The sequence below is a fragment of the Histidinibacterium aquaticum genome (assembly GCF_008710275.1).
Taxonomy (GTDB): domain Bacteria; phylum Pseudomonadota; class Alphaproteobacteria; order Rhodobacterales; family Rhodobacteraceae; genus Oceanicola; species Oceanicola aquaticus.
Map to the genome: position 1 here is coordinate 603305 of NZ_VYQE01000002.1, position 13431 is coordinate 616735.

Genomic DNA, 13431 nt, shown 5'->3' on the forward strand with positions numbered 1-13431 from the left:
GCGAGACGGTCGACGCAGCGTAAGCCAAAACTTCACGGAGCCGTGAACAACCGCGGCATCTCGGCAACGAAAAGGGGCCGCGGTCTCCCGCGGCCCCGAAACAATCCGACCGTTGGGCAGGAGGATCACTCGTCCTCGAGCTTCTCCACGGCCTCCTGCAGCTCTTCCTTGGAGACTTCCTTCTCGGTCACCTGGGCCTTCTCGAAGATCAGGTCGACGACCTTGTCCTCGAAGATCGGCGCCTGGATCTGCTGGCGCATCTGCGGGTTCTGCTGGACGAACTCGAAGAACTGCCGCTCCTGGCCCGGGTACTGGCGGGCCTGCTGCATCACGGCCTGGGTCATCTCCTGGTCGGTGACCTGCACCTCGTTGCGGGTGCCGACCTCGGCGAGGAAGAGGCCCAGTTTCACGCGGCGCTCCGCCAGCTTGCGGTGCTCCTCGGTGGGCTCGATCTCGGGGTGATCGTGGCCCTGGTGGTCGGGATTTTCCTCGTGCCACAGCTGGTGCGCGATCTGCTTGGCCTCGGCCTCGACCAGGCTTTCGGGCAGCTCGAACTGGACCATGTCGTCGAGCTTGTCGAGCAGGCGGCGCTTGGCGACGGCGCGGGCCGCGCCGGAGTATTCCTGCACGAGGCGGTCGCGGATCTGGCCCTTGAGCGCCTCGAGATCCTCGGCGCCGTACTGCTTGGCCAGCTCGTCGTCGATCTCGGTCGCGGCGGGGGCCTTCACCTCCTTGACGGTGACGTCGAAGGTGACCTCCTGCCCGGCGAGATGCTCGGCCTGGTAGTCCTCGGGGAAGGTGATGTTCAGCACCTTCTCGTCACCGGCCTTCACGCCGGTCAGCTGCTCCTCGAAGCCCGGGATGAAGGAGCCGGAGCCCAGCGTCAGGGGGTAGTCCTCGGCCGCGCCGCCCTCGAAGGGCTCGCCGTCCTTCTTGCCCAGGAAGTCGATGACCACCTGGTCGCCGTCCTCGGCCTTGCCGTCCTTGGCCTCGAAGCTCTGGGCGTTCTTGGCGAGGCTTTCGAGCGCCTCGTCGACCGAGGCGTCGTCCGGCTGCACGACCATGCGCTCGAGCTCGAGGGTCGAGAAGTCGGGCTCCGGGATGTCGGGCAGCGCCTCGTACTCGATATCGACGACGACGTCGTCGCCCTCTTTCCAGTCCTCGTTGGCCATCTTCATGCTGGGCTGCTGCGCCGGGCGGTGGCCGGTCTCCTCGAGGTGGTTGGAGACGGCGCCGTCGACGGATTCCTGCATGGCCTCGCCCATGAGGCGGGGGCCGAACTGCTTCTTCAGAAGCGACATGGGAACCTTGCCCTTGCGGAAGCCCTTCATCTCCACCTCGGGCTGGGCTTCCTTGAGCTTCTCCAGAACCTTCTGATCGAGCTCCTCGGCGGTCAGGGTGATCTGGTAGCCGCGCTTCAGGCCGTCGTTCTGGGTCTCGGTGACTTGCATCTCTGTCCTCGCATGGAATTCGGGCCGCGCCGGGCCATGCCTCGCGCGGATTTCGGCGTCTTCTAGAGGCCTGTCGGAGGCGCTTCAACCCCCAACCATGCTTGGCTCCCCGCCCCCTCTTCTGGGGTCAAATATCCCGGGGAGTCCGCGCCCTCGCGGCGCGGACGGGGCAGAGCCCCCCGCCGCCCGGTCCCGCGCCCCGCGGGTCCGGGCTGATCGGGGGCGGCCGCAAGGCCGCTCCGCTGGATCGGTCACAGCTAGGAAGAGATGGTGCGGGTGAAGGGACTCGAACCCCCACGCCTTGCGGCGCTTGGACCTAAACCAAGTGCGTCTACCAGTTCCGCCACACCCGCACGCCCCCCGTGTCGCCCGAGAACCACGCCGGATCAAGAGTGTATCCGAGCCCCGGTGACCGGCGGGCGGAAGGCGGCTACCCTCTCCGCAATAAAGAGGCAGACAAGAGCAGGCGGAAAAGCCGATGAACATGAAAATCAGGGCCGGCGCCTTCCGCGTCGGCCGCCAGGGAGTCGTGCCGGAACCGGCAGGACTGACGCCCGGAACGGAGATCCTCACCCTCGACGGACCGATGCCGGTGGAGCACCTGCTTCCCGGCGACCGGATCATCACCCGCGACCTGGGGCTCTGCACCCTCGCTGGCATTCACCGGCAGGAGGCCGAGGTCTCTCCGGTCCGCGTCGCGGCGGGCTCGATCGGCTATACCCGTCCCGACGCGCCCCAGGTGGTGGGCCCCGGCACGGTGGTGCATCTGCGGGACTGGCGCGCCGAAGCGATCTTCGGCAGGCCGACGGCGCAGGTCCCGATCCTCAAGCTCGCCGACGGAGAGTTCGTGGCGCCCCTGCCCCGGCGGCGCATGGCGCTGCTCACCCTGGAGTTCGACGCGCCGCACATCGTCTACGCGGGCGGCCTCCAGGTGGTCTTCTAGGCGCCGAGGTCGCGAAAGACCCGGGGCAGCATGTCCGGTAGGTCCTCGGCCACCAGGCCGGGGCCGAAGGCCAGCGCCGCCTCGACGTGCAGCCAGGCCGCCGCCTCCGCGGCGAGATGAGCCGGGACGGTGCCCTGCCCCAGCATGCCACCGATCATCCCGGCGAGAACGTCCCCCGCCCCGGCGGTCCCCAGCCAGCGCGCGGACCGCTCGTAGGCGGAGGCCTGCAGGCTGACCGCGCCGTCCGGGCTCGCGATCACCGTGTCGGGCCCCTTGAGCAGGATCGTCGCCCCCGCACGGCGTGCCGCCTCGGCCGCTGCCTCGGGCTTCGCCATCTCCCGGGACTTCTGGCCGAGATCGGGAAAGAGGCGGGCGAACTCGCCCTCGTGCGGGGTCAGAACGCAGGCGGGATGCAGCGCGTCGAAGAGCGCCTCGGGTGCCTCGGAAAAACTCGTGAGCGCGTCGGCGTCCAGCACAGTCGCCCGCTCCGCGGCGAGCGCGGCCCGGACCAGGGCCCGCGTCCCCTCTCCCTTACCGAGGCCGGGCCCCAGCACGAGGGTCGAGAGCCGGTCGTCCTCCAGCATCTGGGACAGCGCCTCGGCGTCGCGGAGCGGCTTGAGCATGATCGCATCGAGCTGGGCGGCGTTCTCCTGCAGCGCACCCGGCGGCACCGCGAGCGTCACGAGCCCCGCGCCGATCCGCAGGGCGGCGCGAGCGGTCATCCGGGACGCCCCGCCCTTACCGGGTCCGCCGCCGAGCACCAGCACATGGCCCCGCTCGTACTTGTGTGCCGACCTGGAAAAGGCGCGGAGCGCGGCGGCGGGCCAGTCGCCGCGCCGCTCGAGCAGGCGCAACCGGTCGGGCGCGGGCATCTCGAAAGCGCCGGGCTCCGGCTCGGCGTCCAGCCCGATGTCCACCACCGCGAGCCGCCCGCAGAGTGTCGGCCCCTCGCCCAGGTAGTGCCCGCGCTTCGGCGCGTGGAAGGTCGCGGTGAGATCGGCGATCAGCCGGAAGTCCGTCTCGGCCTGTTCGGGAACGAGCACCGCTCCGCTGTCGCAGGAGAGACCCGAGGGGCAGTCGAGGGCGAGGACCGTGACCGACCCGTACCCGGGCCGGGCGCGGACCGCGTGGAACGCCTCGGCGCACTCCGCCGGGATCGGCCGGCCGAGGCCGGTGCCGAACATCGCGTCGACAAGAACCTGCGACTTCTGGCCTTGCCCCGCTGCCGACATCTCGCCCACCGGCCCGCGGTCCAGCCAGAGCGCACGCATTCCGGTGGCGTCCTCCGAGAGCTTCTCGGGATCGCCGAAGGCGAAGACCTCGACCGTCCAGCCCAGATCGGCGAGCCGACGCGCGACCACGTAACCATCGCCCCCGTTGTTGCCTGGCCCGCAGAGCACCACCGCATGTCCCGGCCTGTCGCGAAGATGAGGCCCGGCTTCGAAAAGCGCGTCAACCGCCCCGCGGCCCGCACGCTCCATCAGGGCGCGGCCCGTCACCGCGCCGGCCTCCATTGCGGCCTTCTCGACCGACTGCATCTGGGTCGCGGTCAGCAATTCGGTCATCTCGGCGCTCCTTGCGTATACATTTCGCTCAACGGCGGTGCGAGTTGCACATTTTTTCAGCGACACCCCTTGAAAGCCCCGGCGCGCCGTGGCCTCCTCGGGTGCGTCGATTGTGAGGCCTTTGCAACCGTGGTCTCACCCCTTCTAACGCCAAGGGCAGGGAGAGTCGGAGGCCATGAAAAAAATTGAGGCCATCATCAAGCCGTTCAAGCTCGACGAGGTGAAGGAGGCCCTCCAGGAGGCGGGCGTCCAGGGTCTGAGCGTCGTGGAGGTGAAGGGCTTCGGCCGCCAGAAAGGCCATACCGAACTCTATCGCGGTGCCGAGTACGTCGTCGACTTCCTGCCCAAGATCAAGATCGAGCTGGTGATCTCGGACGCTGAAGCCGAAGGCGCCATCGAGGCCATCGTGGCTGCCGCCAAGACCGACAAGATCGGCGACGGCAAGATCTTCGTCTCGGACGTCTCCGAGGCGATCCGCATCCGCACGGGCGAGACGGGCGAAGACGCCCTCTGATCCGCCCGAGGACACACAAATCTCTAGAAGGGGACTACCTGAAATGAGCAAGAGCGACGTTCTTAAACTGATCAAGGACGAGGAGTGCGAATACGTCGACATCCGCTTCACCGACCCGCGCGGCAAGCTGCAGCACGTGACGGTCATGGCGGACCAGGTCGACGAGGACTTCCTCGACGAGGGCTTCATGTTCGACGGCTCGTCGATCGCCGGCTGGAAGTCGATCGACCAGTCCGACATGAAACTGATGCCCGACACCGAGAGCGTCTACATCGACCCGTTCTACGCCGAGAAGACCGCCTGCCTTCACTGCACCGTCGTCGAGCCCGACACCGGCGAACCCTATAACCGCGATCCGCGCGGCACCGCGCAGCTGGCCGAGGCCTACCTCAAGTCCTCCGGCGTGGGCGACACCGCCTTCTTCGGCCCCGAGGCCGAGTTCTTTCTGTTCGACGACGTCCGCTACTCCATCTCGATGAACAAGGTGGCCTACGAGGTCGACGCGATCGACGCCTCGTGGAATACCGACACCGAGTACGAGGTCGGCAACACCGGCCATCGTCCCGGCATCAAGGGCGGCTACTTCCCCGTCCCGCCGGTCGATGACGGCCAGGACATCCGCTCCGAGATGCTCTCGACCATGAAGCGGATCGGGATGAAGGTCGACAAGCACCACCACGAGGTGGCCTCGTGCCAGCACGAACTCGGCCTGATCTTCTCCAGCCTCACCGACCAGGCCGACCAGCTGCAGAAGTTCAAGTACGTCATCCACAACGTGGCCCATGCCTACGGCAAGTCGGCGACCTTCATGCCGAAGCCCGTCGCGGGCGACAACGGCACCGGCATGCACGTGAACATGTCGATCTGGAAGGAGGGCAAGCCGCTCTTCGCCGGCGACAAGTACGCCGACCTCTCGGACGAGGCCCTGTGGTTCATCGGCGGCATCCTGAAGCACGCCAAGACGCTGAACGCCTTCACCAACCCCTCGACCAACTCCTACAAGCGCCTGATCCCGGGCTTCGAGGCGCCCGTCCTGCGCGCCTACTCGGCCCGCAACCGTTCGGGCTGCGTGCGGATCCCGTGGTCCGAGAGCCCGAAGGGCAAGCGCGTCGAGGCCCGCTTCCCCGATCCGTCGGCGAACCCCTACCTCTGCTTCGCGGCGCTCCTGATGGCCGGCATCGACGGCATCAAGAACAAGATCGATCCGGGCCCGTCCATGGACAAGGACCTCTACGATCTGCCGCCCGAAGAGCTCGCCGGCATTCCGACGGTCTGCTCCAGCCTCCGCGAGGCGATGGACAGCCTGGCGAACGACCACGAGTTCCTGCTGGCCGGTGACGTCTTCACCAAGGACCAGATCGAGGGCTACATGGATCTCAAGTGGGAAGAGATCTACGCCTACGAGCACTGCCCGCACCCGATGGAATTCAAGCTCTACTACAGCTGCTGATCCGGACTGCATTCCCGGTGACAGACAGGCGGGCGCCCCTCGGGGCGCCCGTTCGCGTTTCGGGGGACCGGCCAGCGGAGGGGCGGCATCGGGACCGTCCCGCAATATTCTCGCCTCCGCCACAGTCCTGCCCAAATCGGGCTTAATCTTGTTATGCGTGCACGAGTGCTTCTTGGCACAACTCGAAGTTGCCAAACCTGCCCGAGGTAGCGGATGACCCGGATCGTTCAGCCCTCCTCCCCTGCCCCGACCGACTGGATCGGCCGGGTTTCCGCGAAGCGTGCCGGGGTCTCCTCCCCCCGGCGCGCCCCCGTCGCCACCTCCCCCGACCTCAAGGTCACCGGCTTCGCCCGCAAGATCGAGGAACGCCGCCTCGCCCTTCGCCAGGTGGCGGGTCACTGGCCCGAGGCGCTCATCATCTTCGCCATCTTCGCGCTGGAGTTCGCCGGTGCCGTCGACCAGGCGGAGACGGCCAACGCCACGGCAATGGCGCCGCCGCTGCTGAGCTTGGCCGCGCGCCAATGAGACGCGGGGCGCCCCGAGAGGTGCCCGGCACCGCTCCGGCCGAACGGCCCATCAGACGTATGCGCCGCCCCGTGCCCGGCCGGGTCCTGATCTGGGCCGTCCGCCTGACCGTCGCCCTCTGGCTGCTCCTGCTGATGACGGCCGGCGTGAGCACCGCGATGGCCTCCGGCGGCGGCCAGCCCTTTTCCCACGCGATGATTCTGCTTCAGGGCGCCGGCGGCTGATCCGACCGGACGACGGTGGTGTGAATCGCGAAGAGCACCGCCTCGCTCTCCGGGAGCCGCAGAACCGTCTGCCGCTCGGACCTCAGGTAGCGCGGCTCCGCCTGCACCTTCGTCTTGGGCTCGTCCTCCCGCTGCGGCAGGAAGAGGTCCGGGACGGAGTAGCCATGCAGGTTTGCACGCCAGAGAGGTCGTCCCGGGCGCGCCGCGTCAAAAAAGCGTTGGACGCGGCGGGCGATCTCGTCGTCGTAGGGCGGCACCGGCCGGTGGATGCGGGACAGAGGCCGGCCGATCTTCTCCGCCAGGGTCCAGCCTGCCGGAAAGCAGAGGGCGGCGGCGATCAGGACATGCTCCTCGCCCCGCTTCTCGAGCAGGCAGAGGTCTTCGGCCAGGATCGCGCCGAGCTCGGGAAGGCCCGCCCCGGGGCCGAGCCTCACCGCGCGCCCGTCCGGGCACCGCACGATCTCGCCATCGACCGAGAAGCGGGGATCCTCCACGAGCGCGGCCCGGACAGTCGCCACGAGCTCGGCCACCGCCGGCTCGGCCCCTTCGGTCACGCAGAGCACCTCACCCGGCCGTTCAGCCATAAGGCGGGCGCGCTCCGCGATCTGGGCGGCGTAAGCCCCGTCGACCGTGATCCAGGACCCCTCGACCGGTGACATCTTGGGAAGCAGCCGGGCCGCGGCCTCGCGCAGCGCCTCGGGCATGTGGTCCTGCAGGATCACCTCTGGCCCCCTTCGGAACGAAAAAGGCCCGGCGCGGGGCCGGGCCTTTCCTGGTCGTGCATCGTCACGGGCGGTCCGCGTCAGGTGCGGGCATCGCCCACGAGCTTCCACACCGCGGGCAGGATCAGCGCCGCGAGAGCGAGCTTCATGAGATCGCCGACGATGAAGGGCGTGAGGCCCCAGGCGAGGATCGGCTCTTGCCAGCTGTAGAGCTGGCCGAGCCACAGCAGGCCGGGGACGTAGATCACGACGTTGCCCAGCAGCATCGCGCCGGCCATCCAGACGGCGGAGCGGTCCCAGCCGCGGCGGGCAAGTGCGCCGAGCAGAACGGTCGCGAGGACGTAGCCCACGAGGTAGCCCCCGGTGGAGCCCATCATGTACTCGATCCCGCTCAGTTCGGCGGTCGAGGACTGGAAGACGTCGAAGCCGAGCGCGCCGATCAGCATGTAGGCCAGGATCGTCGTCAGGCCGAGGCGGGGCCCGTAGGCCGCGCCAATGGTCAGGACGGCGAAGGTGCCGAGATTGACGGCCACCGGCGAGGGCGGCACGGGCAGCTTGATCTGGGCCGAGACGGTCAGCAGCGCGATGCCCGCCACGACGAGCGCGGCCTGCTTCGCGAGCCGGGCCGCGCCCTCCCGCGGCGCGATCGCCTCGACAAGAACCTGTTGCGATAGTGCCGTAGCCATGGGGCGCCCCTCTCCTGTTGAGCTTCGCGGTTCCCCCGTTTCTGGCCCATGCCGCAGAGCGGCACAAGCCCGCTCGGGTCACGCGCGCCGGTAGAGCGTGGTTGCCGTGTAGTCCTTCGCAGGTCCTGCGACGGTCCAGACGCTCTTCCAAAGGTGCGGGAGCTCGAAGCGGTAGAGAACGTCGTAGCGGTCGGGCGCGCAGTCGTGCCCGGCCTGCGCCTGCCCCGCTTCTCCGGGCCGGAAGTCGTGGAACGGACGGCCGTCGGAGAAGAACACGGCGATCTCCTCCCCCGTCGCGCGCCAGAGGTAGACCCGGCTGGCCTTCAGGCCCGTGTAGGGCCCCTCGGTCCAGAGCCCGGATTCCTCATAGCGCAGCCCCTCGCCGTCGCGTGTCAGCAGCGCCTCGCCCTCGAGCGCGAGCAGGGCTCCGGCCCGACGGTCCTCGACCCTGCGCGAGAGGCTCCAGCGGTCCTCGAAAGCTGACAGCACGTCCATGCGGACGGGCTAGCCGACGACGATCTGCACCGCAATCGCCCCGCCGTAAATGAGCAGGATGAGCAGGCTCTCGGTGCCGATCCGGAACGGTCCCTGCCTCTCTCTCAGGATCAGCCCCATCAGCAGGACACCGGTCATCAGCATCCCGACCGTAAGCCAGAGAAAGTCCGGTTTGCCGATCGCGTGGAAGATCGAGCCGTCGCGGTAGGCCACGTCCGAGACCGACAGGAACAGCGTGTCGAAGGTATTGCCGCCGATGATCCCGCCCATGGCGAGCTGCATCGCCCCGCGCCGCACCGCGGCCAGCGTCGTGACGAGCTCTGGCAGCGAGGTCACGACCGCGGTCATCAGCGCGCCCACGATGGTTTCCGACAGACCGAGACGCGTGACGATCTCGACCGCGGTGCGCGCCACCACCCAGCCAGCGACGCCGAGTATGAGGGCCAGCACGAGGAAGGTGCCGAAGACGCGGACCGCGTTGCGGCGCTCGGGCTGCTCGTCCGGCTCGTCTTCCCGCGTCTGCCTTGTCCTGACAGGGCGCCACATGGGCGACTCACTGGCGCGCCGCGTGGCCATGACCCCCGCGACGTAGGCGATCACCATGAGCAGCGAGACCGGGTGAACCGCCCAGAACGTGACTTCCGGAGCGGACCAGGCGGTCAGTGGCAGGGCCAGCAGCACCATCAGCAGCGCCGCCTGGAAGAGGTTTGTCACATCCGCCGCGGCGTGCTCGATATTGGCACGCCGGTAGACGATGTCGGCGATCGCGAGGAAGGCGGTCTGCGCCGCGATCCCGCCGATGCCGTTGGAGAACGCGAGCGAAGCCCGCCCGTCGAGCGCGCCCGTCACCGAAACCACCGTTCCCGAAAGCGAGGTCGCCGCGCCGAGAAGGACGCCGCCGATCACCGCCTCCCCCAGTCCGGTCAGATCCGCGATCCGATCGGCGATGCCGGTCATTCGGACGCCCAGGACACCGATCACGACGGCGGCCACGGCGAAGATGGCGAAGATCGCCGTCAGGGGAAGTGCACTGAACATCTCCGCCTAACGTGCCCCGAGGCCCGCGGGGTCCGCAACGACTGTCGGTTTGCAGGACCTGACACCATCTTGCCGCCCCCTGCCCCGGCGCTTAGGAGGGGCGCGAACGACGAGGAGAGGCCGCCTATGATCCCCCGCTATGCCCGCCCCGAGATGACCGCGATCTGGGAGCCCGCCACCAAGTTCCGCATCTGGTTCGAGATCGAGGCCCATGCCTGCGACGCCATGGCGGACCTGGGCGTGATCCCGCGCGAGAACGCCGAGGCGGTCTGGAAGGCCAAGGACGTCGAGTTCGACGTGGCGCGGATCGACGAGATCGAGGCCGTCACCCGCCACGACGTCATCGCCTTTCTCACGCACCTCTCCGAGATCGTGGGCTCCGACGCCGCGCGCTTCGTGCACCAGGGAATGACCTCGTCCGACGTGCTCGACACCACGCTCAACATCCAGCTCTGCCGGGCCGCCGACATCCTGCTGGCGGACATGGATCGCCTGCTCGCGGCGCTGAAGGCGCGCGCGCTGGAGCACAAGGATACCGTCCGCATCGGCCGCTCCCACGGCATCCACGCCGAGCCCACAACCATGGGCCTGACCTTCGCGCGCTTCTACGCCGAGATGGACCGCAACCGGAACCGGCTGGAGAAGGCTCGCTGGGAGATCGCCACCGGCGCCATCTCCGGCGCGGTCGGCACCTTCGCCAACATCGACCCGGCGGTCGAGGAGCACGTCTGCGAGAAGCTGGGCCTCCGGCCCGAGCCGATCAGCACGCAGGTCATCCCGCGCGACCGGCATGCGATGTTCTTCGCCACGCTCGGCGTGGTCGCCTCCTCGATCGAGAACGTCGCCACCGAGATCCGGCACATGCAGCGGACCGAGGTCCTGGAGGCCGAGGAGTTCTTCTCCGCCGGGCAGAAGGGTTCCAGCGCCATGCCGCACAAGCGCAACCCGGTGCTGACCGAGAACCTCACGGGCCTAGCCCGGCTCGTCCGCTCGGCCGTGACTCCAGCGCTGGAAAACGTGGCGCTCTGGCACGAGCGGGACATCTCGCACAGCTCTGTCGAGCGCGGCATCGGGCCCGACGCGACGATCCACCTCGATTTCGCGCTGAACCGCCTGGCGGGAGTGATCGAGAAGCTCGTCGTCTACCCGCAGCACATGCTCGACAACATGCACAAGTTCCGCGGGCTGGTGATGTCGCAGCGGGTTCTGCTCGCCCTCACACAGAAGGGAGTGAGCCGGGAGGATGCCTATTCCCTCGTCCAGCGGAACGCGATGAAGGTCTGGGAAGAAGGGCGCGACTTCAAGGAGGAGCTGCTCGCGGACGAGGACGTGCGCAAGGCTCTCTCCGTCGAGGAGATCGAGGAGAAGTTCGACCTCGGCTACCACACCAAGCACGTCGACACGATCTTCGCCCGTGTCTTCGGCGAAAGCTGAGGGCAGCCGGCTCCGGGCCGGCCGCCCCTAAAGGGTCACTTCGACGGGCCGTGAAGGAGCGCGGGCTCCATCCGGCGGGTCGGGCCGGCCCCGAACTTCTGAGCGGCCACGTCAGCCTTGGTTGCCGCTCTGGTCATTTCCCAGACCGGCTCGGCGGTCATCTTCATGACGGCGTATTTGTGGCCGTCCTCGGAGTTCACGTAGGGCTGCGACATCAGTTCCGCGTCGTACCCGAGGGTCTTGAGGGCGCGGAGCAGCCAGAGGTTGGACAGCGACATCAGTTCGGTCGCCCCCTCCTCCATCGCCATCTCCACGAGGCCCTGGCAGATCAGGCCCAGGCAATCGATCCGCGACTTCATGCCCTTGAGCTCCGGCGAGATCACCAGGCGGGTGCATTCCCACATGCCGCCTGTGACGATCTGCTGGTCGATCAGGTCCGACGGGATACCGCCGATCCGTCCGGACTGCGCGTCCCGCAGCATGTAGGTGGTCGCACCCCATTCGGCGTTCGTCGGAAGCGCGCGCGCACCGGCGAGAACCTGGCCCTCGTCCCCGATGACCAGTGAGTACCTCGCCCTAGGGTTGTCGTACTGGTCCATCTCGACGGTGTCGTCGTGCGGGATGGTCCATCCCAGCATGTCGACGAAGAAACGCTTCCTGAGTGCGAGGTAGTCGTAGAAAGCCGTTCCGTGGACGTGGAGCTGGCTCAGTCCGAATGTAACATGGTGCATCGTATTCCCCCAAAGGTGGCTCTGCGGCAGCATCCCGCGCATTGTCGAACTAAAGCCCACAATGACACTCTCAACCGAAGATTGTCGAATCGGAAAAGACTTCAACTATGTCAGAAAAGTTTAATCTTTCGGGCAGGGTCGCAAAGACGGCGTCGAATCGGGCAAAATCGTTGCCGGACGGTGTCTTAACTATGGCCTAAATGAGGCCGAACTCCTGCGCGCGGGTCACCGCCTGGGCGCTCGTCTGGGCCCCCAATTTGCGCTTGGCGTTCTTCAGCCGCTGCTTCACGGCACCCTCGCTGACCCCTAGATCGTGGGCAATCTGCTTCAGCCGCAACCCGTCCTTGACCATGGAGAGGGCTTCGAGCTCTGCCTGGGTGATGTTGGTGGGGGGCGCTTTTTCGTTATGCAGTCGGGTGACATAGGCCTTCAGCACCCGGATCTCCGCATCGTCGAACTCGCGGTCGGACCGGGCGAAGGTCCCGAAGGATCTCTGACCCTCGGGATTGTTGTCAAAAACACTCACTGCAAGCCCATAACGCAGGCCGAAGCTCTTGGCCTGCAGCAGGATCCGCTGCGGATCCTCGATCTGGATCTCCGACCAGCGAATCGCTCCGGTCTGCGAGTACACCCATCGGATGACCGGATCACTCAGCATGAACCTGTTCTGGGTGTAGTGATCGACCCACTCGCGCGGAAGGTTGTTGATTTCTTCCATCGGAAAAGCAAAACCAAGCCGTAGAGCGAGATAGTGCCCGACGGGTGCTACGACCTCGACATCTTCGGTGAGGATTCGCCTCTCCACGTACAACCCTTTAGTGCAGGCCTGGTCCGGATTCGCTCGACCCCGCCTCAAACCACGCTAGTAACCGTTCGAGTGCCTTGTTTATTTTATATGGATGCGGGCGCAAGTTCCGATAGGCTTAAGCAGGAGGACAAATGTCACTGGCAGCGGACATCGAACGGGATCTCGACAGACTCAGCGAGCTGAGCCCGTCCGGTTTTGCCATGGCATTTCACGTTCGGTTCACGACCCCCGCGTTCCTCTTTCAGACCTATTCCCGCAAGTGGCTCGACATCTACAGCCAGGAAGGCCTGGTGATGCGCGACCCGATCGTGAACTTCGGATTCGCGAAGACAGGGGCGAAGCGCTGGTCCGAACTGACGGAGCCGGATCCCGATAACGTCATGGGACGGGCCAAGGATTTCGACATGAACTACGGCGTGGCCGTGGGCATCGACGAGGACGGCAGCCGGTCCCTCGCCGGTCTCGCCCGCCCTGACCGGGAGTTCACGGACGCCGAGATCGAGGAGATCGAGGAGCTCGTCCGGTCGCTACATCATGCGACACTCGACAACGGCAGCCTCGCCCCGGAAGCGGCCAAGCAGCTCAAGCTGATGTCGGTGCGCTTCACGCATCCCTCGCGGGAGAAGGATTGACGCAACGTCATATCCTCCTATCCTCGTTGCCGTGAGCAAGGAGGAGTCCGCCATGAAGACCGCCTTCACCGTTTTCGTCCTCGCCCTTTTGCCCGGCCTGGCTGCCGCCCAGTGCGGCGGTCATGACAGGCAGGCCATGAGCTGTGCCGAGGGCTCGATCTACGACGCCGAAACCGGAACCTGCGAGCCCGTCACCACGAGCTGACCCGGGCT

The 13431-nt window shown here is 67.1% G+C and carries 16 protein-coding genes and 1 tRNA gene; 8 read left to right on the forward strand and 9 right to left on the reverse strand.

All coding sequences use genetic code 11. The features are described from left to right. Positions 1–125 precede the first annotated feature (125 nt). Positions 126–1451, reverse strand: a complete 1326-nt coding sequence (gene tig, locus F3S47_RS08370) for a trigger factor (protein WP_150444791.1) — start codon at positions 1449–1451, stop codon at positions 126–128. A gap of 268 nt (positions 1452–1719) precedes the next feature. Next, positions 1720–1804 (reverse strand) — tRNA-Leu (locus F3S47_RS08375). A gap of 125 nt (positions 1805–1929) precedes the next feature. Between F3S47_RS08375 and F3S47_RS08380 the strand changes: the two genes are divergently transcribed. Beyond that, positions 1930–2394, forward strand: a complete 465-nt coding sequence (locus F3S47_RS08380; protein WP_223877759.1) for a Hint domain-containing protein — start codon at positions 1930–1932, stop codon at positions 2392–2394. Here the strand turns inward: F3S47_RS08380 and F3S47_RS08385 are convergent. Next, the gene (locus F3S47_RS08385) at positions 2391–3959 is read right to left on the reverse strand and encodes an NAD(P)H-hydrate dehydratase (RefSeq protein WP_150444792.1); all 1569 of its coding nucleotides are present in this window, start codon (positions 3957–3959) and stop codon (positions 2391–2393) included. The two genes, F3S47_RS08380 and F3S47_RS08385, sit on opposite strands and share 4 nt — an antisense overlap. Before the next feature lie 175 nt (positions 3960–4134). Between F3S47_RS08385 and F3S47_RS08390 the strand changes: the two genes are divergently transcribed. The 4 genes from F3S47_RS08390 to F3S47_RS19350 all read left to right on the forward strand — a co-directional run bounded on the left by F3S47_RS08390 (position 4135) and on the right by F3S47_RS19350 (position 6672). Further along, positions 4135–4473: a P-II family nitrogen regulator gene (locus F3S47_RS08390; protein ID WP_150444793.1), complete on the forward strand. Its 339-nt coding sequence runs from the start codon at positions 4135–4137 to the stop codon at positions 4471–4473. 43 nt (positions 4474–4516) lie between these two features. Then, positions 4517–5923, forward strand: coding sequence for a type I glutamate--ammonia ligase (glnA, locus tag F3S47_RS08395; RefSeq protein WP_150444794.1), 1407 nt, complete (start codon positions 4517–4519; stop codon positions 5921–5923). 213 nt (positions 5924–6136) lie between these two features. Next, a complete protein-coding gene (locus tag F3S47_RS08400) occupies positions 6137–6448 on the forward strand; it encodes a hypothetical protein (RefSeq protein WP_150444795.1) in 312 nt (103 codons plus the stop codon). Next, positions 6445–6672 carry a hypothetical protein gene (locus tag F3S47_RS19350; protein WP_191090115.1) on the forward strand — a complete coding sequence of 76 codons (228 nt, stop codon included), beginning with the start codon at positions 6445–6447 and terminating at the stop codon, positions 6670–6672. The genes F3S47_RS08400 and F3S47_RS19350 overlap by 4 nt, the downstream gene beginning before the upstream one ends. Here F3S47_RS19350 and F3S47_RS08405 read toward each other — a convergent pair. The 4 genes from F3S47_RS08405 to F3S47_RS08420 form a co-directional block, all read right to left on the reverse strand. Then, entirely contained in the window at positions 6654–7394 is a 741-nt protein-coding gene (locus tag F3S47_RS08405; protein WP_223877760.1) for a heme-dependent oxidative N-demethylase family protein, read from the reverse strand. The genes F3S47_RS19350 and F3S47_RS08405 overlap by 19 nt on opposite strands. Positions 7395–7474: 80 nt before the next feature. Then, complete coding sequence (locus tag F3S47_RS08410) at positions 7475–8080, reverse strand: biotin transporter BioY (RefSeq protein ID WP_150444796.1); 606 nt, start codon at positions 8078–8080, stop codon at positions 7475–7477. Between the two features lie 78 nt (positions 8081–8158). After that, complete coding sequence (locus F3S47_RS08415; protein WP_150444797.1) at positions 8159–8575, reverse strand: DUF6314 family protein; 417 nt, start codon at positions 8573–8575, stop codon at positions 8159–8161. Positions 8576–8584: 9 nt separating this feature from the next. Further along, on the reverse strand, positions 8585–9613 hold the full coding sequence (locus F3S47_RS08420) for a sodium:calcium antiporter (protein WP_150444798.1): 1029 nt from the start codon (positions 9611–9613) through the stop codon (positions 8585–8587). Between the two features lie 126 nt (positions 9614–9739). Between F3S47_RS08420 and purB the strand changes: the two genes are divergently transcribed. Continuing rightward, on the forward strand, positions 9740–11047 hold the full coding sequence (gene purB, locus F3S47_RS08425) for an adenylosuccinate lyase (protein ID WP_150444799.1): 1308 nt from the start codon (positions 9740–9742) through the stop codon (positions 11045–11047). Between the two features lie 35 nt (positions 11048–11082). Here the strand turns inward: purB and F3S47_RS08430 are convergent, their stop codons facing one another. Then, a complete protein-coding gene (locus tag F3S47_RS08430) occupies positions 11083–11778 on the reverse strand; it encodes an acyl-homoserine-lactone synthase (RefSeq protein ID WP_150444800.1) in 696 nt (231 codons plus the stop codon). Positions 11779–11974: 196 nt separating this feature from the next. After that, entirely contained in the window at positions 11975–12583 is a 609-nt protein-coding gene (locus tag F3S47_RS08435) for a helix-turn-helix transcriptional regulator (protein ID WP_223877761.1), read from the reverse strand. A 134-nt stretch (positions 12584–12717) separates the two neighbouring features. Between F3S47_RS08435 and F3S47_RS08440 the strand changes: the two genes are divergently transcribed. Together F3S47_RS08440 and F3S47_RS19355 are read left to right on the forward strand one after the other, a co-directional pair. After that, positions 12718–13218 carry an autoinducer binding domain-containing protein gene (locus tag F3S47_RS08440; protein WP_150444801.1) on the forward strand — a complete coding sequence of 167 codons (501 nt, stop codon included), beginning with the start codon at positions 12718–12720 and terminating at the stop codon, positions 13216–13218. A gap of 52 nt (positions 13219–13270) precedes the next feature. Beyond that, on the forward strand, positions 13271–13423 hold the full coding sequence (locus F3S47_RS19355; protein WP_191090116.1) for a hypothetical protein: 153 nt from the start codon (positions 13271–13273) through the stop codon (positions 13421–13423). Positions 13424–13431 lie beyond the last annotated feature (8 nt).

What these genes read in the sequence shown, in the direction of transcription:
- tig (WP_150444791.1), bottom strand. Translation starts at nt 1,451, where the DNA reads ATGCAAGTCACCGAGACCCAGAACGACGGCCTGAAGCGCGGCTACCAG.
- F3S47_RS08380 (WP_223877759.1), top strand. Translation starts at nt 1,930, where the DNA reads ATGAACATGAAAATCAGGGCCGGCGCCTTCCGCGTCGGCCGCCAGGGA.
- F3S47_RS08385 (WP_150444792.1), bottom strand. Translation starts at nt 3,959, where the DNA reads ATGACCGAATTGCTGACCGCGACCCAGATGCAGTCGGTCGAGAAGGCC.
- F3S47_RS08390 (WP_150444793.1), top strand. Translation starts at nt 4,135, where the DNA reads ATGAAAAAAATTGAGGCCATCATCAAGCCGTTCAAGCTCGACGAGGTG.
- glnA (WP_150444794.1), top strand. Translation starts at nt 4,517, where the DNA reads ATGAGCAAGAGCGACGTTCTTAAACTGATCAAGGACGAGGAGTGCGAA.
- F3S47_RS08400 (WP_150444795.1), top strand. Translation starts at nt 6,137, where the DNA reads ATGACCCGGATCGTTCAGCCCTCCTCCCCTGCCCCGACCGACTGGATC.
- F3S47_RS19350 (WP_191090115.1), top strand. Translation starts at nt 6,445, where the DNA reads ATGAGACGCGGGGCGCCCCGAGAGGTGCCCGGCACCGCTCCGGCCGAA.
- F3S47_RS08410 (WP_150444796.1), bottom strand. Translation starts at nt 8,080, where the DNA reads ATGGCTACGGCACTATCGCAACAGGTTCTTGTCGAGGCGATCGCGCCG.
- F3S47_RS08415 (WP_150444797.1), bottom strand. Translation starts at nt 8,575, where the DNA reads ATGGACGTGCTGTCAGCTTTCGAGGACCGCTGGAGCCTCTCGCGCAGG.
- F3S47_RS08420 (WP_150444798.1), bottom strand. Translation starts at nt 9,613, where the DNA reads ATGTTCAGTGCACTTCCCCTGACGGCGATCTTCGCCATCTTCGCCGTG.
- purB (WP_150444799.1), top strand. Translation starts at nt 9,740, where the DNA reads ATGATCCCCCGCTATGCCCGCCCCGAGATGACCGCGATCTGGGAGCCC.
- F3S47_RS08430 (WP_150444800.1), bottom strand. Translation starts at nt 11,778, where the DNA reads ATGCACCATGTTACATTCGGACTGAGCCAGCTCCACGTCCACGGAACG.
- F3S47_RS08440 (WP_150444801.1), top strand. Translation starts at nt 12,718, where the DNA reads ATGTCACTGGCAGCGGACATCGAACGGGATCTCGACAGACTCAGCGAG.
- F3S47_RS19355 (WP_191090116.1), top strand. Translation starts at nt 13,271, where the DNA reads ATGAAGACCGCCTTCACCGTTTTCGTCCTCGCCCTTTTGCCCGGCCTG.